This is a genomic window from Streptomyces sp. CA-294286 (genome assembly GCF_050947155.1).
In the GTDB taxonomy this organism is placed as follows: domain Bacteria; phylum Actinomycetota; class Actinomycetes; order Streptomycetales; family Streptomycetaceae; genus Streptomyces.
Genome location: NZ_CP192005.1, coordinates 1,703,362 through 1,723,108, shown reverse-complemented (window position 1 = coordinate 1,723,108; position 19,747 = coordinate 1,703,362). Strand labels below are relative to the sequence as shown.

Annotated in this window: 20 protein-coding genes; 9 read left to right on the top strand and 11 right to left on the bottom strand. The window is 72.0% G+C overall.

What is annotated here, in order from left to right:
- Window positions 1-2 precede the first annotated feature (2 nt).
- On the bottom strand, window positions 3-1,274 hold the full coding sequence (locus ACQPZG_RS12185; protein WP_185028684.1) for a magnesium transporter MgtE N-terminal domain-containing protein: 1,272 nt from the start codon (window positions 1,272-1,274) through the stop codon (window positions 3-5).
- Between the two features lie 274 nt (window positions 1,275-1,548).
- Between ACQPZG_RS12185 and ACQPZG_RS12180 the strand changes: the two genes are divergently transcribed.
- Complete coding sequence (locus tag ACQPZG_RS12180) at window positions 1,549-2,316, top strand: hypothetical protein (RefSeq protein ID WP_433545827.1); 768 nt, start codon at window positions 1,549-1,551, stop codon at window positions 2,314-2,316.
- 12 nt (window positions 2,317-2,328) lie between these two features.
- On the opposite strand, the gene ACQPZG_RS12175 is transcribed toward ACQPZG_RS12180, so the two are convergent.
- Together ACQPZG_RS12175 and ACQPZG_RS12170 are read right to left on the bottom strand one after the other, a co-directional pair.
- Window positions 2,329-2,844, bottom strand: a complete 516-nt coding sequence (locus ACQPZG_RS12175) for a hypothetical protein (RefSeq protein ID WP_433545826.1) — start codon at window positions 2,842-2,844, stop codon at window positions 2,329-2,331.
- A 155-nt stretch (window positions 2,845-2,999) separates the two neighbouring features.
- Window positions 3,000-4,109 carry a magnesium and cobalt transport protein CorA gene (locus ACQPZG_RS12170; RefSeq protein WP_433545825.1) on the bottom strand — a complete coding sequence of 370 codons (1,110 nt, stop codon included), beginning with the start codon at window positions 4,107-4,109 and terminating at the stop codon, window positions 3,000-3,002.
- Window positions 4,110-4,616: 507 nt separating this feature from the next.
- Between ACQPZG_RS12170 and ACQPZG_RS12165 the strand changes: the two genes are divergently transcribed.
- On the top strand, window positions 4,617-5,201 hold the full coding sequence (locus ACQPZG_RS12165; protein ID WP_433545824.1) for a suppressor of fused domain protein: 585 nt from the start codon (window positions 4,617-4,619) through the stop codon (window positions 5,199-5,201).
- Between the two features lie 180 nt (window positions 5,202-5,381).
- On the opposite strand, the gene ACQPZG_RS12160 is transcribed toward ACQPZG_RS12165, so the two are convergent.
- Window positions 5,382-5,738 (bottom strand): peptidoglycan-binding domain-containing protein, encoded by a 357-nt coding sequence (locus tag ACQPZG_RS12160; RefSeq protein ID WP_433545823.1) that lies wholly within the window; start codon window positions 5,736-5,738, stop codon window positions 5,382-5,384.
- A 319-nt stretch (window positions 5,739-6,057) separates the two neighbouring features.
- On the opposite strand from ACQPZG_RS12160, the gene ACQPZG_RS12155 reads away from it, so the two are divergent.
- The 3 genes from ACQPZG_RS12155 (at window position 6,058) to ACQPZG_RS12145 (ending at window position 8,758) form a co-directional block, all read left to right on the top strand.
- Window positions 6,058-6,696 carry a DUF6758 family protein gene (locus ACQPZG_RS12155; protein WP_433545822.1) on the top strand — a complete coding sequence of 213 codons (639 nt, stop codon included), beginning with the start codon at window positions 6,058-6,060 and terminating at the stop codon, window positions 6,694-6,696.
- A 453-nt stretch (window positions 6,697-7,149) separates the two neighbouring features.
- Window positions 7,150-8,016: a PHP domain-containing protein gene (locus ACQPZG_RS12150; RefSeq protein ID WP_433545821.1), complete on the top strand. Its 867-nt coding sequence runs from the start codon at window positions 7,150-7,152 to the stop codon at window positions 8,014-8,016.
- A 136-nt stretch (window positions 8,017-8,152) separates the two neighbouring features.
- Entirely contained in the window at window positions 8,153-8,758 is a 606-nt protein-coding gene (locus ACQPZG_RS12145; protein WP_433545820.1) for a MarC family protein, read from the top strand.
- Between the two features lie 174 nt (window positions 8,759-8,932).
- On the opposite strand, the gene ACQPZG_RS12140 is transcribed toward ACQPZG_RS12145, so the two are convergent.
- The gene (locus tag ACQPZG_RS12140; protein ID WP_433545819.1) at window positions 8,933-9,085 is read right to left on the bottom strand and encodes a hypothetical protein; all 153 of its coding nucleotides are present in this window, start codon (window positions 9,083-9,085) and stop codon (window positions 8,933-8,935) included.
- Window positions 9,086-9,362: 277 nt separating this feature from the next.
- Here ACQPZG_RS12140 and ACQPZG_RS12135 point away from each other — a divergent pair, with 277 nt between their 5' ends.
- Window positions 9,363-10,280 carry an NYN domain-containing protein gene (locus tag ACQPZG_RS12135; RefSeq protein ID WP_433545818.1) on the top strand — a complete coding sequence of 306 codons (918 nt, stop codon included), beginning with the start codon at window positions 9,363-9,365 and terminating at the stop codon, window positions 10,278-10,280.
- 45 nt (window positions 10,281-10,325) lie between these two features.
- Here ACQPZG_RS12135 and ACQPZG_RS12130 read toward each other — a convergent pair whose 3' ends face one another.
- Window positions 10,326-11,231, bottom strand: a complete 906-nt coding sequence (locus ACQPZG_RS12130; protein WP_433545817.1) for an alpha/beta fold hydrolase — start codon at window positions 11,229-11,231, stop codon at window positions 10,326-10,328.
- Between the two features lie 304 nt (window positions 11,232-11,535).
- On the bottom strand, window positions 11,536-13,500 hold the full coding sequence (locus ACQPZG_RS12125; protein ID WP_433545816.1) for a DEAD/DEAH box helicase: 1,965 nt from the start codon (window positions 13,498-13,500) through the stop codon (window positions 11,536-11,538).
- Window positions 13,501-14,027: 527 nt separating this feature from the next.
- Here ACQPZG_RS12125 and ACQPZG_RS12120 point away from each other — a divergent pair.
- Complete coding sequence (locus tag ACQPZG_RS12120) at window positions 14,028-14,777, top strand: ferritin-like fold-containing protein (protein ID WP_433545815.1); 750 nt, start codon at window positions 14,028-14,030, stop codon at window positions 14,775-14,777.
- Between the two features lie 34 nt (window positions 14,778-14,811).
- Here ACQPZG_RS12120 and ACQPZG_RS12115 read toward each other — a convergent pair whose 3' ends face one another.
- The 4 genes from ACQPZG_RS12115 to ACQPZG_RS12100 all read right to left on the bottom strand — a co-directional run bounded on the left by ACQPZG_RS12115 (window position 14,812) and on the right by ACQPZG_RS12100 (window position 16,759).
- Window positions 14,812-15,090: a hypothetical protein gene (locus ACQPZG_RS12115; RefSeq protein WP_433545814.1), complete on the bottom strand. Its 279-nt coding sequence runs from the start codon at window positions 15,088-15,090 to the stop codon at window positions 14,812-14,814.
- 201 nt (window positions 15,091-15,291) lie between these two features.
- A complete protein-coding gene (locus tag ACQPZG_RS12110; RefSeq protein ID WP_185032745.1) occupies window positions 15,292-15,519 on the bottom strand; it encodes a DUF3107 domain-containing protein in 228 nt (75 codons plus the stop codon).
- A gap of 165 nt (window positions 15,520-15,684) precedes the next feature.
- Entirely contained in the window at window positions 15,685-16,326 is a 642-nt protein-coding gene (locus ACQPZG_RS12105) for a TetR/AcrR family transcriptional regulator (protein ID WP_433545813.1), read from the bottom strand.
- 211 nt (window positions 16,327-16,537) lie between these two features.
- Complete coding sequence (locus ACQPZG_RS12100; RefSeq protein WP_433545812.1) at window positions 16,538-16,759, bottom strand: hypothetical protein; 222 nt, start codon at window positions 16,757-16,759, stop codon at window positions 16,538-16,540.
- Window positions 16,760-16,899: 140 nt separating this feature from the next.
- Between ACQPZG_RS12100 and ACQPZG_RS12095 the strand changes: the two genes are divergently transcribed.
- Together ACQPZG_RS12095 and ACQPZG_RS12090 are read left to right on the top strand one after the other, a co-directional pair.
- The gene (locus ACQPZG_RS12095) at window positions 16,900-17,883 is read left to right on the top strand and encodes an alpha/beta fold hydrolase (protein WP_433545811.1); all 984 of its coding nucleotides are present in this window, start codon (window positions 16,900-16,902) and stop codon (window positions 17,881-17,883) included.
- Between the two features lie 203 nt (window positions 17,884-18,086).
- Window positions 18,087-19,598, top strand: a complete 1,512-nt coding sequence (locus tag ACQPZG_RS12090; protein WP_433545810.1) for a DUF3152 domain-containing protein — start codon at window positions 18,087-18,089, stop codon at window positions 19,596-19,598.
- The last annotated feature ends 149 nt before the right edge of the window (window positions 19,599-19,747 follow it).

The following is a 19,747-nucleotide window of genomic DNA, read 5'->3' as shown; positions in this document are numbered from 1 at the left end:
GCTCACCGCCCACCGACGACACCCCCCGGGTTGAACTCCGTCTCCCGCCAGTCGTCCGGCAGCAGGTGATCCAGTACGTCGTCGACGGTCACGGCCCCCAGGAGCGCCCCGCCCTCGTCCACCACGGGCGCGGCGACCATGTTGTACGCCGCGAGGTAGCTCGTCACGGCGGGCAGCGCGGTGTCCGGCGACAGCGGCGGAAGGTCGGACTCCACCACCGAGCTGACCAGGGTGCCGGGAGGCTCCCGCAGCAGCCGCTGGAAGTGCACCGTGCCGAGGTACTTGCCCGTCGGCGTCTCGTCCGGCGGCCGGCACACGTACACCTGGGCCGCCAGCGCGGGGGAGAGGTCCTGCTGCCGTACGCGGGCCAGCGCGTCCGCCACCGTGGCGTCCGGCCGCAGCACGATCGGCTCGGTCGTCATCAGACCGCCGGCCGTCCGTTCCTCGTACGAGAGCAGCCGGCGCACGTTGGTGGCGTCGTCCGGCCGCATCAGGGTCAGCAGCCGCTCCTTGTCCGCCTCCGGCAGTTCGGACAGCAGGTCGGCGGCGTCGTCCGGGTCCATCGCCTCCAGCACGTCCGCGGCCCGCTCCTCCTTCAGCTTGCCCAGGATCTCGATCGAGTCGTCCTCGGGCAGCTCTTCGAGCACGTCCGCGAGCCGGTCGTCGTCCAGGGCTGAGGCCACCTCGGCGCGGCGCTTGGGGGTGAGGTGGTGCAGGGCGTTCGCCAGGTCGGCGGGGCGCAGCCGCTCGTACGCGGCGATGAGGTTCTCGGCGCCCTGCCCGTGTTCCTCCAGGGAGAAACCGGTGACCGCCGACCACTCCACGGTCAGCGTCTCCCCCTTCCTGCGCAGCGCGCCGCCCTTGCCCTTCCGTACGAAGACCTTGTCGATCTCCCAGTCGCGGCGGGCCGGGAGCTGTGCGATGGCCACGTCGAGGACGGTGACCTCCTCGCCGTCCTCCACCAGCCGCACCCGGCGGTCCAGCAGTTCGCCCAGCACCAGCCGCTCGGTCGGGCGCTGCTCGAAGCGCCGCATGTTGACGACGCCGGTGGTGATGACCTGGCCGGACTCCACGCCCGTCACCCGGGTCATCGGCAGGAAGATGCGCCTGCGGCTCACCACTTCCACCACCAGGCCCAGCAGCCGCGGGGGCCGGCCGCCGACCCGCATCATGGCGACCAGGTCACGGACCCGGCCCACCTGGTCGCCGTTCGGGTCGAAGACGGGCACGCCCGCCAGGTGCGAAACGAAGACGCGGGGCGCGCCTGCCGCCATCCTGACCGCCTCCTCTAGAAGTGCTGCTGGCTCTCGATGAGGTACTGCCGGCTCTCACCCACTGCGCGAGTCTCGTCTGCGCACGGGCCGGACACCGGCTTCAGGCTAGCCCGTGGAGATCACCGACGCTCCGGCGGGCGTCCGGACGGCTCTCCGTCCCCCGACGTGGTCGGCACGGGTACGCTGCCCTCTGCCGACCGGACACCCGAGCACCCCGTACCCCGAAAATCCCCGTGTTCCCCCGAATTCCCGCAGGAGAGGCAGAGTGCCGCCCGTGACCGCATTCCCCCCGGCCGCCCGCGCACGCAGGGCCGTTTTCGTCGGTGCGGTCTGCGCCGGACTCGCGGCAGGGATGACGGGATGCGCGGAGGACCCGGACGAGGGGACGAACGGGGTCGGCAGGCTCACCGCCGCGGAGATCGAGAACAAGGCGCGCACGACGGCCAAGGCGGCACGGTCGGTACGGCTGACCGGCACCTTCGTCAGCAAGGGCGGCACGTACAAGCTCAACATGCGTCTCAAGAACACCGGCGGCACCGGTTCCGTCACCACCAAGGACTCCACCTTCGAACTGCTGCGCGTGGAGGACGAACTCTTCATGAAGGCGGGCGCCGACTTCTGGCGGCACGACGCCACCAAGCCGGGCGCCGACTTCAAGAAGGAGGACGCGGAGGCCGCCGACAAGCTGGAAGACCGTTACGTCAAGGTCCCCAAGGGCGATCCCGCGTACGAACAGTTCCGCGGCTTCACCGACAAGGCCGTGCTTCTCGACGGCCTCCTCGGACTCAACGGCGACCCCGTCAAGGGCGACCGCGAGCAGGTGGCCGGCCTGCGCACGATCAAGGTCTTCGGCGGCGCGGACGGGCAGGGCGGGGCGCTGGACGTCTCCCTGGAGCAGAAGCCCTACCCGCTGCGACTGGTCCGGGCGGGCGGCGCCGGAATCGTCCAGCTCACCGACTGGGAGAAGGACTTCCCCCTGACCCGCCCGCCGAAGGACCTGACGGTCGACTACGGGCGGAAGCTCCCGAGGACGAGCGACTAGCGCGTCGGCCCGCTACGCCTTCTTCCGGCGGCGCAGGAGCAGCTTCGGCAGCGCGGCCGGGACCGGCTGACGGGTCGTCGCCGAGGTCGCCAGGGGTGCGGCGGACAGCGAGCCCTCCGGGAGCGGCGCCAGGTCCCCCTGCGGCGTCAGCCGCAGCACCCGGCACTCGCGGGCCCAGCGGTCGGTCATCCGCTCGGCGTCCGGGGCGTTCAGCCGCTTGCCCTTGAGCTCGGCGACGGCGGCGTCCCACTCCTCGGTGCCCGGCGTCAGTTCCCGTACGACGGCCGTCCAGGCGACGAGCCGGCCGCCCTTGTCCTTGCTGCGGACGGTGACGTGGGCGGCGGAACCGTCCGCGAGGCCCGGGAAGGGCTGCTCGCCGGGACCGTCGCCGACCAGGTGGGCGGCGCCGTCCAGCCAGACGTGCCACAGGGGGCGGGCCGGCCCGGAGCCCCGCACCCAGACGAGGCCGGACTTCTTGGTGGCCTCCTCGACGAGGGCCCGGTCGAGGAGGGAGGTCTGCGACGACATGGGCTCAGCCTAGGCCCCCGGCCCCGCTGCGGCCCCGTCCCGTACCCCTTCGGCCGTCCGTACTCCCGCAGCGGCGCGTACGTGCGGCCCTCCGCGCTTCCGCGGCCACCCGGACTCCCGCGGCCTCCGTACGGACTCCTGCGGCCCCCGTACTGCTAGAGCCACCCGTTCCGCTTCAGCAGGCGGTGGATGGTCAGACAGACCACGACGATCCCGACGAGCACCGTGGGGTACCCGTAGCGCCAGTGCGTCTCCGGCATGTGGTCGAAGTTCATGCCGTACACGCCGCAGATCATCGTGGGGACGGCGATGATGGCCGCCCACGAGGTGATCTTGCGCATGTCCTCGTTCTGGGCGACCGTCGCCTGCGCCAGGTTGGCCTGGAGGATGGAGTTGAGGAGCTCGTCGAAGCCGACGACCTGCTCGTGGACGCGGGCGAGGTGGTCCGCCACGTCGCGGAAGTACTTCTGGATGTCGGGGTCGATCAGGCGCATCGGCCGCTCGCTGAGCTGCTGCATCGGGCGCAGCAGCGGGGCCACCGCCCGCTTGAACTCCAGGACTTCGCGCTTCAGCTGGTAGATGCGGCCCGCGTCGGCGCCGCGCGAACTTCCCTTCGCGGGCGCGGAGAAGACATCGATCTCGACTTCGTCGATGTCGTCCTGAACGGCCGAGGCGACCGCGATGTACCCGTCGACGACATGGTCCGCGATGGAGTGCAGGACGGCGGAAGGCCCTTTGGCGAGCAGCTCCGGATCGTCCTGGAGCCGGTGGCGCAGGGTGCGCAGCGAGCCCTTGCCGCCGTGCCGGACGGTGATCACGAAGTCCCGGCCGGTGAAGCACATGACCTCGCCGGTCTCCACGATCTGGCTGGTGGCGGTCAGTTCGGTGTGCTCCACGTAGTGGATGGTCTTGAAGACGGTGAACAGCGTGTCGTCGTAGCGCTCCAGCTTCGGCCGCTGGTGGGCGTGCACGGCGTCCTCCACGGCCAGCGGGTGCAGCCCGAACTCGGCTGCGATACCGGCGAATTCGGCCTCGGTGGGCTCGTGCAGGCCGATCCAGGCGAAGCCGCCGGACTCCCGTACGCGGACCATCGCCTCGTGCGGGGTGGTGCACTCCTTCATGCGGCGGCCGTCGCGGTACACGGCGCAGTCGACCACGGCGCTGGAGGCCGAGTGGTCGCGGGTCGCGTCGTAGTTGGAGTAGACGGTCGGGCTCTTGCGCAGCGACGGGCGGACGACTGCGCGCAGGTCACGGATCATCGACATGGCGGGCTCCTTCACGGAGAAGCCGTCGGCGGGAGGTGGCACAGCCCGGAATGGAGACGTGCGGCGTCACGGCGCGGTGACGGACGTGCACGTCGGCAAAGCGGGCGGCACCGCGAGCACGCGGTGACGGCGTTCGCTCGGACACGGATCAGGCAAATCAGGTAACGGTGACGTGCTCTTCCGTCGTGCGAGACGCTCTGGGAACCGGGTGTTTCGGTGCCTAAAGGGCCGGGTACGAAGCCTCAGACCGCGAGTGGCGCGAGCAGCGCGTGGGGCGGAGGCGTTGCGGAAGAGCGGTTGGTACTACCGGGTCGACTTCGATCCACCGCAGTCCCACCTCCTCCGGCCGGTCCCCCGTGAGGGACGATGTCGTCGGGGCCGACGAGCGACGCCGCAGCGCCCTGGGGCTCGCCCCGACCAGCGGCCCAGGTTACCAGCCGCCTCCGGTGTCAAGCCCCGCCGAGCCGTGCCTTTGCCCATTCCATACGCGGCCTATGCTCGCGGACCATGGGAGATGTACTTGCGCTGGTAGAAGCCCGACTGCGGTCGGCCCTCGGCGAACCGGACGCGCGCGCCGCGATCACGTTCCTCGGCACGGACCGCATCGAGGTGCTGCGTTTCGTGGACGGCGACGTCGTCCGCTACGCCACCCTCGGCATGTCCGCGGCCCCGATGACCGACCCGACGGCCGCCCTCGCCGACCCGGTGAAGGGACCGCGCGCCGAGCTGGTGCTCTCCGTGCGGGCCGGGCTCGCCGACACCGACAAGGTGCTCCGCCCGCTCGCGGTCCTGGCCGCGTCCCCGCAGGTGGAGGGCCTGATCGTGGCGCCCGGTGCGTCGTTGGAGGTGGGCGGGCCGCTGTGGCCGGGGGCGCCGTTCAGCTCCGTACTGGTGGCGGAGGGCGGAGGGCTGGTCGAGGACCTGGAACTGGACGAACCCCTGGACCCGGTGCGCTTCCTGCCGCTGCTGCCGATGACCGCCAACGAGGCCGCGTGGAAGCGGGTCAAGGGCGCGCAGGAACTACAGGAGCGCTGGCTGTCGCAGGGGACCGACCTGCGCGATCCGTCACGCGCGGGCGTGCCGCTGGACTGACCCGGCGTCCGCCGGAGGGTGCGCGGGCAGGGAAACGGCCCGCAAGGGCGACCGGAAGTCGCCCCCGTGCGTACGTGCCGGGAGGGCCCGGCCGGAGGTGCGCCCGGCCGGGCCCCTGTGCGTACCGCCTGTGTGTGCGTACCGTCCGCGTGGAAGTACCCGCAGCCGGCACCGGACGGGCTAACTCCGCAGTGCCGCCCAGGTGTTCACCCCCACCTTGCCGTCGACGGCGAGGCCGCCGTACCAGCCCTGGAACTGGCGCACGGCCCCTTCGGTGTTCGCGCCGAACTTCCCGTCCACGCCCTGCGGGCCGACGTGGAAGCCCCACGAGCGCAGCAGGCACTGCACCTCGCGGACCCGGTCGCCGGTGTGGCCGCGGACGGTGAGCTGCGTGCCGTAGTAGTAGCCGCAGTCCCGGGCGACGGCCGCCGGCCCCGGTGCGGCGGCGGGCGCGGCGGCCTGCGCGGTGCCCATGGCGAGTCCGGTGGCCAGGACCGCGGCGGCCAGGGTGCTGAACGTTTTCCTGCGCTGGAACATGGTCTTCCCCTTCGTACGGTGACCTGCGGTACGACCGTGGGGCGCGGCCGGCCCCGCTGTCGAGACGTCCGCCGTCGCCCGCCCCGACGGGAAACGGGCAACGGGGAGGGAAACGCCGCACGGCACCTGGCGACGCGGTCCCGACCGGTGGATGCGGGCCGCGTCGGGTGAATGCGGGCCCGACCGGTGAATGCGGGTCGCGTCTGGTTTTGGCCGGAGGGAGGGGTGGGGAGAGATCGGGGAAGCGCCGGGAAGCGGCGTGCGCCGGCTGGGTGATCGTCCTTGACGCGGCGTCGACCGGGGAGGACTGTTGGGCGCTATGAGGGGCGAACCCAGTTGCCCGAAGTGCGGAGGCCGGGTCAGGGCGCCCGGTCTGTTCGCCGAGACCTGGCAATGTTCTGTGCATCAGGACGTGTACCCGCTCCAACCCGTGCTGCCGCCGAGCGTCGAGGCGCTCGCCGTCGCGGTGAACCGCGCGCGGGTGCCGGTGTGGATGCCGTGGCCGCTGCCCGTGGGCTGGCTGTTCAGCGGGATCGCCTACGCGGGTGACGACCGGACCGGCGGACGAGCCACGGCGGTCGCGTGCTCGGGCCCCGGTCCGCTCGGCGGGTTCGGGGAACTCCTGCTCGTGGCGGAGGAACTGGGCGTCGGCCTGGGAGCCAGGTACGCCGGCATCGACGGCCCCGACCCCGGTACGCACATCGCCATGGAGAAGCCGCCGGTCACCAAGGTCCTCGCGGCCGGCCGCCCCACGCCGCTCTGGCACGTCGCCGACACGCCGGCGGACCGTGCGGTCTTCGCGGGGGAGGCACGGGGGCTGTGGCTGTGGGCGATCGTCTGGCCCGAGCAGTCGGGGCTGCTGATGTACGACGAACTCGTCCTGACGGACCTGCGCGACGCGGGCGCGGAAGTGGAACTGCTGCCCTGCGGCGCCCTCTCCCCCCGCCTGCTGACGTAGCCAACGCCGCCCCGCCGCACTTCTCCCCGCGCGACACCCTGGGCAGGGACCGCCCTCTCTCCACCCTTCGGGCAGAGGCCCACCTGTCTCCCTGACGTGAGTCCCTTGGGCCGATGACCGCCCAAGGGGCGGCACGGGTTGGGCAAGGGGCGGCCCCCGGCGGACGCCGCGCCTCACCGTCGCCCCCGCCCCGCCGTACCGGTCCTGCCCCGGCCCATCGGCACTGCACCCCCCACCGGCACCGCACCGCCCCCGCCGCGTCGGTCCCGCGTCTCCACGGGCCCCGCGGCCCCCGCAGGTCCCGCGGACCCCGCAAGCCCCACGCGCAAGTGATCCTCACCTCCCCGCGGGACTCCCCGCTCCCGGCCCCCGCCCACCCGCGCAGAGGCCGTTCGAATCCCCGTTACCCTTGAGCTCGTCCCTTCTGTCCGTCCCGCCCCTGGAGTCCGCGTCGTGCGCATCGACCTGCACACCCACTCCACGGCGTCCGACGGCACGGACACCCCCGCCGAGCTGGTCCGCAACGCGCGCGCCGCCGGGTTGGACGTCGTCGCCCTCACCGACCACGACTCGGTGCGCGGTCACGCCGAGGCGCTGGAGGCGCTGCCGGAGGGCCTCACCCTCGTGACCGGCGCCGAGCTGTCCTGCCGTCTCGACGGCGTCGGCATGCACATGCTGGCGTACCTCTTCGACCCCGACGAGCCCGAGTTCGCCCGCGAGCGCGAGCTGGTCAGGGACGACCGGGTGCCGCGCGCCCAAGGCATGGTCGCCAGGCTCCAGCAGCTCGGCGTGCCGATCGAGTGGTCCAGGGTCGCCGCCATCGCGGGCGACGCGTCCCTCGGCCGTCCGCACATCGCGGAGGCCCTCGTCGAGCTGGGCGTCGTGGAGACCGTCTCCGACGCCTTCACGTCGGAGTGGCTGGCCAACGACGGCCGCGCGTACGTCGACAAGCACGAACTGGACCCCTTCACCGCCATCCGGCTGGTCAAGGCCGCCGGTGGCGTCACCGTCTTCGCGCACCCCGGCGCCGCCAAGCGCGGTGACACCGTGCCGCTCAGCGCGATAGCCGAGCTGGCAGCCGCCGGGCTCGACGGCATCGAGGTCGACCACATGGACCACGACGAGTCCGACCGCGCCGGGCTGCGTGCCTTCGCCGCGGAGTACGGCCTGCTCGTCACGGGTTCCAGCGACTACCACGGCAGCCGCAAGACCGTGCGGCTCGGGGAGTACACCACGCACCCCGACGTCTACGGCGAGATCACCCGGCGGGCGACCGGCGCCTTCCCGGTGCCCGGCGCGGGCGGACGTCCGCGCGCCTGAACCACCGGGCCCGCCACCCCCGTACACCCACTGCCGGCTCCGGCTCCGTACGGGAAAACCACCCTCTGTTCCGCAACGAGCCGTGCCCGCGCGCCCTTCCGCGCGCCGGTACGGCCCTCTCCTGCAAGGCCTCACTGTGTTCGACTTTGCCGTCTTCGGATCCCTCTTTCTCACGCTTTTCGTGATTATGGACCCCCCTGGGATCACCCCGATCTTCCTCGGCCTGACCTCCGGCCGTCCCGCCAAGGTGCAGCGCCGGATGGCCTGGCAGGCGGTGGCCGTCGCCTTCGGCGTGATCGCCGTCTTCGGCGTCGTCGGCCAGCAGGTCCTCGACTATCTGCACGTCTCCATCCCCGCGCTGATGATCGCGGGCGGACTGCTCCTGCTGCTCATCGCGCTCGACCTGCTCACCGGCAAGAACGAGGAGCCGACCCAGACCAAGGACGTCAACGTCGCTCTCGTGCCGCTGGGCATGCCGCTGCTCGCCGGACCCGGCGCGATCGTCTCCGTCATCCTCGCCGTCCAGCACAACCACAGCGTGACCGGGCAGATCTCGGTCTGGGCGGCGATCGTCGCGATGCACGTGGTGCTGTGGCTGGTGATGCGCTTCTCGCTGGTGATCATCCGGGTGATCAAGGAGGGCGGTGTGGTGCTGGTGACCAGGCTGGCGGGCATGATGCTCTCCGCACTGGCCGTGCAGCAGATCATCAACGGCATCACCCAGGTCGTCCAGGGAACGTGACAGGCCCCCGGGGCCGTACGAACCCGGGGGGAACGCAGAGCGCCCCCGTGCACATCTGCACGGGGGCGCTTTCGTCGTCACCGACTCGTCATCGTCGAGCCGTCGTCACTGATCGTCACTGAGTCGTCGTCACTACATCGTCGTCGCTGCATCATCGGTGGTGCATCGTCGGTGTTACGAGGCCGAGGAGTCGGCCGGGCGGATGTAGATGCGCTGGCCGATGGAAGCGGCCTGCTGCACGATCCGGTTGACGGAGGCGGCGTCCACGACGGTGCTGTCCACGGCGATGCCGTCGACGTCGTCCAGGCGCATGATTTCGAAGCGCACGCGCTTCTCCCTTCGTCTGATCCTCCTGCTGGAGAACTGTGGTGAATGTACGGGGCGCGCGTGGCTGGGGAGCCCGCGCGTTCCATACGGGTACAACGAGCCTCCCCCGAAAAAGATTCCCTACGCTAAAGAAAATTTTCGCGAGGCTAACTACCGGCCGGTCGGGTGCCGCTCGCACGCGGGCCGAACGGGGGTCGGGCACGGGCAGGGCACGGGTCGGGCACCGGTCGGGGGCCGGTTGTGCAGGGCGTCCCGCGCCCCGGACAATGGGTTCCGTATGGACGACGCACAGCCTTCGGGCCCCACTGACCTCGCCAGGATCTCCGCCCGCCTGGACCGCACCAACGAGCTGCTCACCCGCATGCTCGCGGAGGTCGCCAAGACCCCTTCGACCCACGCGATCTTCGTCGACGCCGGATACGTGTACGCGGCGGCGGGCCTGCTGGTCACCGGGACCGAGGACCGGCGCTCCTTCGACCTCGACGCCGGGGGCCTGATCGAGGCCTTCATCGACAAGGCCCGCATCATCTTCGCCGACAGTCGGCTGCTGCGCGTCTACTGGTACGACGGTGCCAGGCGCCGCATCCACACCACCGAGCAGCAGTCCATCGCCGAACTCCCGGACGTCAAGGTCCGCCTCGGCAACCTCAACGCCAACAACCAGCAGAAGGGCGTCGACTCCCTGATCCGCACCGACCTGGAGTCGCTCGCCCGGCACCGCGCCATCAGTGACGCGGCCCTCGTCGGCGGCGACGAGGACCTCGTCTCGGCGGTCGAGGCGGCCCAGGGGTACGGGGCGCGTGTCCACCTCTGGGGCATCGAGGCGGGCGACGGACGCAACCAGGCCGAGCCGCTGCTCTGGGAGGTCGACAGTCAGCGCACCTTCGACCTGGACTTCTGCAGGCCGTACGTGACCAGGCGCCCGGTCACCACGTACGAGCAGGAGAACGGCCCGACGCCCAAGCGCGAGGACGTGCGCTTCCTGGGCGCGCAGATCGCGGCGAAGTGGCTCGGCGAACGCGGCCGGCAGGAACTCGGCGAGCTGCTGCCGGGCCGCCCCTATCTGCCCGGACCGGTCGATCAGGAACTCCTGGTCGAGGCCGAGCGCATGCTCCAGCGCTCCCTGCGCGGACACTCCGATCTGCGCCGGTCGCTGCGGGACGGCTTCTGGCAGCACCTTCAGTCGCAGTACTAGCCGCCGCCCGTGCCACGGGGCGGTCGGCGCCGTCCGGAACGGGTCTCAAGCGTCGGGATGCCGGTCCCAGAACTCGGCGAGCGCCCGTGCGGTGTCGTCGGGGCGGTCGGTGTTGGGCGAGTGGCCCGCGCCCTTGATCACCGTGCGGTGGGCGTCGAGGCGTACCGCCATGTCGTCGAGCAGCGGGACCGGCCAGGTGTCGTCGACGGTGCCGGAGACGACGTGCAGGGGGAGCCCGGTGTCCCGGAGCGCGGCGACCCGGTCGGGCTCGGTGGTGAGCTGGTGACCGGTCGCGATCAGCTGGGCCGGGCTGTGCAGGAGCCAGCGCCGCCGCAGCGCCTCCTCGTGCTCCGGGTTCCTGCCCTCGGTGGCGGTCTCCTCCGGAGCGGGCACGGGAGGCTCCATGGCCTGCATCGCGTCCCAGACCTCTTCCATGGGCAGCGCGGTGAGGGCCTGCGAAAGCAGCACGACCTTCTGCTGCTGAACGGGGTCGACCTCGGCCGGGCCGGACGACATCAGGGTCAGCGAACGGAAGGGGGAGGGGTCCAGGAGGACGGCGGCGCGGGCGATCTGGCCGCCGAGGGAGTGACCGACGAGGTGGAGGGGTCCGCGGTCTCCGGAGCCCGCGGCCTGCGAGAGCGACGCCGCCTGGGCCAGCACGTCGTGAGCCAACTCGCTCTGAGCGTACGGGGATTGGTCGTTCCGTGGGCCCTCGGACTCGTACTGGCCGCGGCCGTCGACGGCGACGACGCGGTAACCGGCGCGCGCGAGGGGGACCAGCATCGCGATGAAGTCCTCCTTGCTGCCGGTGAAGCCGGGAAGGAGAAGGGCGGTGCCGGTCACCGGGCGGGCGACGGGCGCTGCTTCCAGGGCGGCGAAGGTGCCGCGCCCGGTGCGCAGGGCGAGGGGGCGGGTGCCGGGCGGCGGGGCGAAAGTGGGCGGCCTACTCATGCGCCGAGGCTACCGCCGCCCTCCCCACCCGCCCTCGTCAGCCTCCCCGGGCGGCGGGGAAGCATCCGGGGGCCCGCCGGCACGAGTGAAGCCGGATGAGGGGGGCGGGGGGCGGCCCCCACCGGAGGTGCCTGCACCCCGCACGCCCCGCCTCAAGGCGCCCCGTATCCGGAACCTCCCGTGCCGCCGCCCCTCACGCCTCCCTGCAACGCCGATGGCCCGGCCTCCCCGGAAGGGGAGGCCGGGCCATCGGGCAGGCAGTGCACCTCCCCCGCGTACCGGGCGAGGCGAGCCCGCAGGCCGGTCAGCTCTCCGGCTGCGAGGCCCCCCGCCGCACCGTCCGCCGACGGCGCGGCTTCGACTCGCCCTCCGCGGACGCGGTCGGCTCGCTCTTCTTGACGGCGGGCTTCTCCGTCTTCGGCTTGGACGCCGTGCGCGTGGCGGGGCGGCGGCGCGGCTGGACCGGCTCGGGCTCCGACATCGGCGCCATCTGGAAGTCGACCTCGGGCTCGGCCGAGACGCGTGCCCGGACGGGGCGCTTCAGCCGCGGCCGGGCCGGGGCCTGGTAGACCTCGTCGGACGCGTCGACGACCGGCGAGGGCGTCCTGCCCCGGGGGGCCCGGGAGCGGGTCGGCCGGGCCGCGGCGGCCGGTGCGGGCGTGGAGGCGGAGGCTTCCGAGGCAGAGGTCGACGCCGTCTCCGGGTCGGCCTTCGCCGACTTGCGCGTACGGGTGCGCGGAGTCCGGGGTGCGGCCGGAGCCTCGTCCACCGGGGGAGCGGTCGGCTCGGCCGCCGGTGCCTCCGTGACGGTGGGCTGCTCGATGACCGCCGTGGCACCGGACGACGTGGCGCGGGTCCGACGGCGGCGACGCGGCGTGCGCGGCTCCGTCCCGTCGGAGGAGGGGGCGGACTCCCCGGTGGCCGGCTCCGGGGCCGGCTCGGTCGCGGGGGTCACGGCGGCCGTGTCCCCGAGGTCCGCACCGTTGCGGGTGCGGCGGCGCTGGCGCGGTGTACGGGTGCGCTCGGGGAGTTCCTCGGCCGGTGCCGGGGCGGCGGCGGGCTTGCGGCCACGGCCGCCCGTCTCGCCCAGGTCCTCGACCTCTTCCGCGCGCAGTCCGGCGCGGGTGCGGTCGGCCCGGGGCAGTATGCCCTTGGTGCCGGTCGGGATGGAGAGGATCTCGTAGAGGTGGGGGGACGTGGAGTACGTCTCCTCCGGCTCGTCGAAGGGGAGGTCCAGCGCCTTGTTGATGAGCTTCCAGCGCGGGATGTCGTCCCAGTCCACGAGAGTGACGGCGATGCCCTTGGCGCCCGCGCGCCCGGTGCGGCCGACCCGGTGGAGGTAGGTCTTCTCGTCCTCGGGGGTCTGGTAGTTGATGACGTGCGTGACGCCCTCGACGTCGATGCCGCGGGCGGCGACGTCGGTGCAGACCAGTACGTCGACCTTGCCGTTGCGGAAGGCGCGCAGCGCCTGCTCGCGGGCACCCTGGCCGAGGTCGCCGTGGACCGCGCCGGAGGCGAAGCCGCGCTTCTCCAGCTGGTCGGCGATGTCGGCGGCGGTGCGCTTGGTACGGCAGAAGATCATCGCGAGCCCGCGGCCGTCGGCCTGGAGGATGCGGGAGACCAGCTCCGGCTTGTCCATGTTGTGCGCGCGGAAGACGTGCTGCGTGATGTTCTTGACGGTCGCGCCCTCGTCGTCCGGCGAGGTGGCGCTGATGTGCGTGGGCTGCGACATGTACTTGCGGGCCAGGCCGATGACGGCGCCGGGCATCGTCGCGGAGAAGAGCATGGTCTGGCGCTTCGGCGGCAGCATCTTCATGATCTTCTCGACGTCGGGCAGGAAGCCCAGGTCGAGCATCTCGTCGGCCTCGTCGAGGACGAGCGCACGGATGTGCGACAGGTCGAGCTTCTTCTGTCCCGCGAGGTCGAGCAGGCGGCCCGGGGTGCCGACGATGATGTCGACGCCCTTCTTGAGGGCTTCGACCTGGGGCTCGTACGCGCGGCCGCCGTAGATCGCCAGGACGCGGACGTTGCGTACCTTGCCCGCGGTCAGCAGGTCGTTGGTGACCTGCTGGCACAGCTCGCGAGTGGGGACGACGACGAGCGCCTGCGGGGCGTCGGTCAGCTTTCCGGGCTCGGCCCGGCCGGCCTCGACGTCCGCGGGGACGGTGACGCGCTCAAGGAGCGGGAGGCCGAAACCGAGGGTCTTGCCCGTACCGGTCTTGGCCTGGCCGATGACGTCGCTGCCCGAGAGGGCGACCGGGAGCGTCATCTCCTGGATGGGGAAGGGGGACGTGATGCCGACTGCCTCAAGGGCTTCGGCCGTCTCGGAAAGAATGCCGAGGTCTCGGAACGTAGTCAGGGTGCTGCCTCTTCTGTGAGACGCGACTCAAGGCGAACAACGGGGGTCGTACCGTGCCTGGGGGTTTCATCCGGCCTTGGGAGGACCGGGTGGCGCGGGACCACTGCCGTTGCTCTAGCGCTCGTGCCGCTGAGGGTTCCCTCGCTCGCGGTGGTGCGTGTGCACCGTGCCATCCGGAGGGCTGTCGGGTCGGAGCCGATCGGGCCACCGACCGGGCATCCTCATTAGGATGGCTTGCGGAGAGTTCGTACACACCTTCGTGTGTACGGCCGAACCTGAGTGCGGACGGCGTGAATGCTCAGCAAGCGCATTACCACTGTACCCCGGATTCGCGCATGTGTGTTGGGTGAATTCGTAGGAATGGTGGGGCGGTGGTGGGGAGCGTGCACCCTGACCAGCCCCTTACGCCGTTCTCCTGGCGGGCTATTGTGCGTTTTATGGAGACGCCTGACACCGCCAAGGACAACCCCGACGACACCGCCCCCGCCCGCACCTCGATCGCCGACCAGGACTGGGCCACGGCCTCCGCCGAGCCCACCTACCGGGCCGCCGTCGTCGACCTGCTCGGGGCCCTCGCGTACGGCGAGCTGGCGGCCTTCGAGCGGCTCGCCGAGGACGCCAAGCTCGCCCCCACCCTGGGCGACAAGGCGGCGCTGGCGAAGATGGCCTCCGCCGAATTCCACCACTTCGAGCGACTGCGCGACCGTCTCGCGGACATCGACGTCGAGCCGACCGCCGCCATGGAGCCCTTCGCGAAGGCTCTCGACGACTTCCACCACCTGACCGCTCCGTCCGACTGGCTGGAGGGCCTGGTCAAGGCGTACGTGGGCGACTCGATCGCCAGCGACTTCTACCGTGAGGTCGCCGCCCGGCTGGACACCGACACCCGCTCGCTGGTGCTCGCCGTCCTCGACGACACCGGCCACGGCAACTTCGCGGTGGAGAACGTGCGCGCCGCCATCGAGGCCGACCCGCGTGTCGGCGGACGGCTCGCGCTGTGGGCACGGCGGCTGATGGGCGAGGCCCTCTCGCAGGCGCAGCGCGTGGTCGCCGAACGCGACTCGCTCTCCACGATGCTGGTGGGCGGGGTGGCCGACGGCTTCGACCTCGCCGAGGTCGGCCGGATGTTCTCCCGCATCACCGAGGCGCACACCAAGCGGATGGCCGCGCTGGGGCTGGCCGCCTAGCCACCGCACGGGGACGGCGGCGCAGCCCCGGGGGCTACGCCGCCGCCGACCTGCCGCGGATGCGGCTCGGCGGACCGCTGGGCCGCAGCAGCAGGGAGAGCGTCACGGCGCCCACCGCGCCCGCACCGAGGAGGGTGGCGAGCGGATGGCCGGGGCCGACCGCCATGTGCGTCAGGTAGGCGCCGAAGAGGGCACCCACGAGGCCCGCGGTGAGCACGCGCGAGCGGGAGGGCAGGCGGTCGGACAGCCGGGAGACGGCGGCCCAGGACAGAGCGAGTCCCAGGACGACGGAACCGAGAGCTTCCCAGATCAACGCGGTTACCTCCTGCACTGCGACGCGGGCGAGTGGGTCACAGCCCGTCCTACCCGGGGGGTGCGGAATGCAACCCTCCCCGGCCTCGGCGGCATACGAACGGACCGGTCGGACAGTGGCGGCACAGCGGTGCGCGCGCATGCGCGAATGGCCCGGCGGGAGGATCCCGCCGGGCCATTCGCGTCCTGCTGACTGCGCGTTCTAGAGGGCGCCGAAGCCCACCCGACGCTGCGCCGGCTCGCCGATCTCCACGTAGGCGATCCGGTCCGCCGGTACGAGGACCTTGCGGCCCTTGTCGTCGTTCAGGCTGAGCAACTGTGCCTTGCCGGCCAGCGCGTCGGCCACGGCGCGCTCGACCTCCTCGGCAGACTGCCCGCTCTCCAGAACGATCTCCCGGGGTGCGTGCTGCACGCCGATCTTGACCTCCACGGCTATGTCCCTCCGACGATCTGGGCGGCGCGGTCGCCGCGCCGTACGTTCAGACACATTAGCCCGGTACGGGGACATGATCGGCGTCGCGGGACCACGCCGGGAGCGAACACGGGTCGGCGACGCCGCCCCGGTGCCGGTCCACGAGCCGCTGGTGCTTGCCCGTTAGTGCTGGTCCGTGCCGTGCAGCGGGAAACCCGCGATGCCGCGCCAGGCCAGCGAGGTGAGGAGCTGCACGGCCGTCTCGCGCGGGATGGTCGAGCCGCTGGACAGCCAGTACCGGGCCACCACCTGCGAGACCCCGCCCAGACCGACGGCCAGCATCATCGACTCGTCCTTCGACAACCCGGTGTCCTCGGCGATGACGTCGCTGACGGCCTCCGCGCACTGGAGCGAGACCCGGTCGACGCGTTCGCGCACGGCCGGTTCGTTCGTCAGGTCGGACTCGAACACCAGGCGGAACGCGCCGCCCTCGTCCTGCACGTACGCGAAGTAGGCGTCCATGGTGGCGGCGACGCGCTGCTTGTTCTCGGTCGTCGAGGCCAGAGCCGTGCGCACCGCCTGCAGCAGCGACTCGCAGTGCTGGTCGAGCAGGGCCAGGTAGAGGTCGAGCTTGCCGGGGAAGTGCTGGTAGAGCACGGGCTTGCTGACGCCCGCGCGCTCGGCGATGTCGTCCATCGCGGCCGCGTGGTAACCCTGCGCGACGAACACCTCCTGAGCGGCCCCCAGGAGTTGGTTGCGTCGGGCCCGGCGCGGCAGACGGGTGCCTCGTGGGCGTGCCGCCTCTGTTTGCTCGGTGGCTGTCACGCCGCCTCCCATGTCTTTCAAGTTCACGCAACCTCTCACCGCACGGCTGTTCCGTGTGATGTGCGCCGCGCCCGCCCATCGTACTTTTGAGTAACCCTGCTGTGCGCGGTGCGAACGCAGGATTTCACGGAGCGGACACCGCGTGAAGGGCGCTCCGGGGCCGCGACGGATGGGCGTGCGCCCACCCGCTGAGCGGAAACACGTGGCCCTCTCAGCGGTACTCGTCCTCGTCCACGGGCACGGCGAGATTCTGTTCGGCGATGTCCGCCTCGTTGGCGGAGTCGGAATCGGCGCTGGTCACAGGGGTGTCCGTGGTCGGCTGTACGTCGGTGTGCTGCTCGGCGGCGTCCGCCTCCGGGGCTTCCGGGGTGTCGGCGAGGACGATCGTCTCGTCCGTCTCGAAGGTTTCCGGGTCGGTCGGGTCCACAGTCATGGTGTTCCGCCTTTCCGGCGTGCGGCACCTCATGCGGCGCACGCCCTGTTTCGAGCGTAGGAGCAGGAGGGGGCGCGCGCGACGCGGTCTGTGACGGCGAACACATGAGCCCGCGCGTGATCGTCTCGTAACATTGCGGCATGTCTTCGACCGAGCTGCCGCACACCGATGCCGCAGCGGCAGCCCCGATGCCGCGGGTCAGCACCGTCAAGGTCGCGGAGGGGGAGGAACTGCGCCCCGTCACCCTGCCTGGGCTGACGCTGAGCGTGCGGTCGAGGCCCCCGTCCCGCAGCGGTCTGCCGCCCGCGCTGTACGTGCACGGCCTCGGCGGCTCCTCGCAGAACTGGTCCGCGCTGATGTCCCTGCTGGACGGCGCCGTCGAGAGCGAGGCACTCGACCTGCCGGGCTTCGGGGACTCCCCGCCACCGGAGGACGGCAACTACTCGATCACCGGGCATGCGCGCGCCGTGATCCGTTACCTCGACGCGAGCGGGCGCGGCCCCGTGCATCTGTTCGGGAACTCGCTGGGCGGGGCCGTCTCCACCCGTGTCGCCGCCGTGCGGCCCGACCTGGTGCGGACCCTGACGCTGGTGTCGCCCGCGCTGCCGGAGATCCGGGTGCAGCGCGGTGCCGTTCCCACCGCGCTGCTGGCGGTGCCGGGGGTGGCGGGGCTGTTCGCGAAGCTCAGCCGGGACTGGACGGCGGAGATGCGCACCCGCGGGGTGACCGGCCTCTGTTACGGGGACCCCTCCCGCGTGACGCCGGAGGGGTTCCGGGCGGCCGTCGACGAGATGGAACGACGGCTGCAACTGCCGTACTTCTGGGAGGCGATGACGCGTTCGTCGCGGGGCATCGTCAACGCGTACACCCTCGGTGGCCAGCAAGGACTGTGGCGGCAGGCGGAGCGGGTGCTGGCGCCCACTCTGCTGGTGTACGGCGGGCGGGACCGCCTCGTCGGCTTCCGGATGGCCCGCAGGGCGTCGGCGGCGTTCCGTGATTCGCGCCTCCTGACCCTTCCGGATGCCGGGCATGTGGCGATGATGGAGTACCCCGAGACGGTCGCGGAGGCGTTCCTGGGGCTGATGCGGACGACAGCGCCTGCCGCTGCGGACGTGGAGGACTGACCCCGCGGCCCGACGCCGCGATCGGGCACGATGAACGGACAGGCAGACGGGCAGTCGCCGCAGACTGTCGCCGCAGATGTGAAAACGCGTAGGAGCTGATCCGCCGAGTGGGACGCCACAGCCGTCGAGGTGCCGCACCGCAGGGTGCCGAGGAGACCCCTGGCATACCCGGGGGCGCCGACGCCTCAAGGGGTGCGAGCGCCGTGCCCGAGAACGGACGGCGCCGTCAGGGCGACACGGGAGCCGTGCCGCGCTTCCGCCCGCACCACCTGGCCGGCGGACCGCAGGCGCACCCGCGGGGGCAGGCGTCCGTGCAAGGGGACGCGTACCTTCAGGGGGAGGCGTACCCGCAGGCGTACGGGCACGGGGAGACGGACCCGCAGCCCCGGCCCACGGCGCAACCCGGGTCCTTCCCGCAGGCCCAGTACTCTCCGCAGCCGCCTCCGCAGTCCTCCGGGCAGCCACAGCCCCCGGTGCGGGGCGGGCATCCCGAGCAGCGTGAGGCCGGAGGCGGCTGGGGCCGCCCGCATGAGCCCGGCGCCACCACTGCCGACACGGGCGGCACGCGCTACGGCGACTGGGTCGGCGCCCCCCGTACGGCGACGGCCCACGCGCCGGCCCAGCACCCCCCGGCGGGGCTCGGCGGGGCGGTGCGGGTTCCCGGACAGCGCGTCGGGGGCACGCAGCCCGCCGGGCCGCGACGGGACTTCGTGGAGGCATTCGAGGAACCCGGGGACCGGCCGCACACGCAGCGGCACGATGCTCCCGCGCCCCGCCCGGACGCCCGGAACCCGCACGACGCCGTCACCGGCCCGGACGACGCGGCCGCCGTCGGCGACTGCCCCGCCGGACCGGGCTCCGCCGTGAACCGTGCCCCGCGCCCGCGCCCCGAGCGCCGCCGCGGGCGCGTCGCCACCGGGCTGACCGCCGCCGCCGTGACCGTGGCGCTCGCCGCCGTGGTGGCCGGGCAGCAGCCCGACGAAGGCGTGCCGGAAGCGGCGGCTCCGAGCCTGGGCGAGCGGAAGTTCGCCGCGGAGAGCGGCGCCTCCCGCAACCAGGACCGCGCGACGCCGCACGGCGGAGCCGGAGAGGTCGCTCCGGCGGTCCCGGCGACGTACGAGCAGCGCATGGCGCAGAAGCTGCCGATGGCCCCCGACCAGGCCGGGCCGAACGCGTTCGACACCGTCCCCGGCGAGGACAAGGGGCCCGCCAAGGCGCTCGTCCGCAAGACGTACCGGGTGGACGTCGAGAAGGACGCCGGGCTCGACGGGAAGTTCTTCGCCGAAGCCGTGCAGAAGACCCTGAACGACAAAAGGAGCTGGGCCGGGGAGGGGGACATGGCGTTCGACCGGAAACCGGACGGAGAAGTGGACTTCGTGGTGACGCTCGCCACCCCGGTCACCACCAACGTCTGGTGTCTGAAGTCGGGCCTGGAGACGCTCTCGCAGAACGTCTCCTGCGATTCCGCCGCGACCGAGCGCATCATGATCAACGGTTTCCGCTGGGCCGTGGGTTCGCCGACCTTCGGTGACGGACGGCTCTTCGCGTACCGGCAGATGCTGATCAATCACGAGATCGGGCACCGACTCGGATACGACCACAAGAAGTGCAGCAAGGACGGCGCGCTCGCTCCCGTGATGATGCAGCAGACCAAGACGCTGGACACGGGCGCGAAGAAGTGCAGGCCGAACCCCTGGGTGCACCCGGAGGACTGAGCGGCCCCCATGCCGCCGATGGCTCTCCCCCGGGGGCGCGGCGCGGTTCCCGTACCTCTTTAGCGCGAGAGAACGCCGGTCGTACGCGAAAGTTACGACTGTTCACCCCTTCCGGTGGTGCGATGGACAACCGTCCGTCGCACCACCGG

What these genes read in the sequence shown, in the direction of transcription:
- ACQPZG_RS12185 (WP_185028684.1), bottom strand. Translation starts at nt 1,274, where the DNA reads ATGGCGGCAGGCGCGCCCCGCGTCTTCGTTTCGCACCTGGCGGGCGTG.
- ACQPZG_RS12175 (WP_433545826.1), bottom strand. Translation starts at nt 2,844, where the DNA reads ATGTCGTCGCAGACCTCCCTCCTCGACCGGGCCCTCGTCGAGGAGGCC.
- ACQPZG_RS12170 (WP_433545825.1), bottom strand. Translation starts at nt 4,109, where the DNA reads ATGTCGATGATCCGTGACCTGCGCGCAGTCGTCCGCCCGTCGCTGCGC.
- ACQPZG_RS12165 (WP_433545824.1), top strand. Translation starts at nt 4,617, where the DNA reads ATGGGAGATGTACTTGCGCTGGTAGAAGCCCGACTGCGGTCGGCCCTC.
- ACQPZG_RS12160 (WP_433545823.1), bottom strand. Translation starts at nt 5,738, where the DNA reads ATGTTCCAGCGCAGGAAAACGTTCAGCACCCTGGCCGCCGCGGTCCTG.
- ACQPZG_RS12155 (WP_433545822.1), top strand. Translation starts at nt 6,058, where the DNA reads ATGAGGGGCGAACCCAGTTGCCCGAAGTGCGGAGGCCGGGTCAGGGCG.
- ACQPZG_RS12135 (WP_433545818.1), top strand. Translation starts at nt 9,363, where the DNA reads ATGGACGACGCACAGCCTTCGGGCCCCACTGACCTCGCCAGGATCTCC.
- ACQPZG_RS12130 (WP_433545817.1), bottom strand. Translation starts at nt 11,231, where the DNA reads ATGAGTAGGCCGCCCACTTTCGCCCCGCCGCCCGGCACCCGCCCCCTC.
- ACQPZG_RS12125 (WP_433545816.1), bottom strand. Translation starts at nt 13,500, where the DNA reads ATGACGCTCCCGGTCGCCCTCTCGGGCAGCGACGTCATCGGCCAGGCC.
- ACQPZG_RS12120 (WP_433545815.1), top strand. Translation starts at nt 14,028, where the DNA reads ATGGAGACGCCTGACACCGCCAAGGACAACCCCGACGACACCGCCCCC.
- ACQPZG_RS12100 (WP_433545812.1), bottom strand. Translation starts at nt 16,759, where the DNA reads ATGACTGTGGACCCGACCGACCCGGAAACCTTCGAGACGGACGAGACG.
- ACQPZG_RS12095 (WP_433545811.1), top strand. Translation starts at nt 16,900, where the DNA reads ATGTCTTCGACCGAGCTGCCGCACACCGATGCCGCAGCGGCAGCCCCG.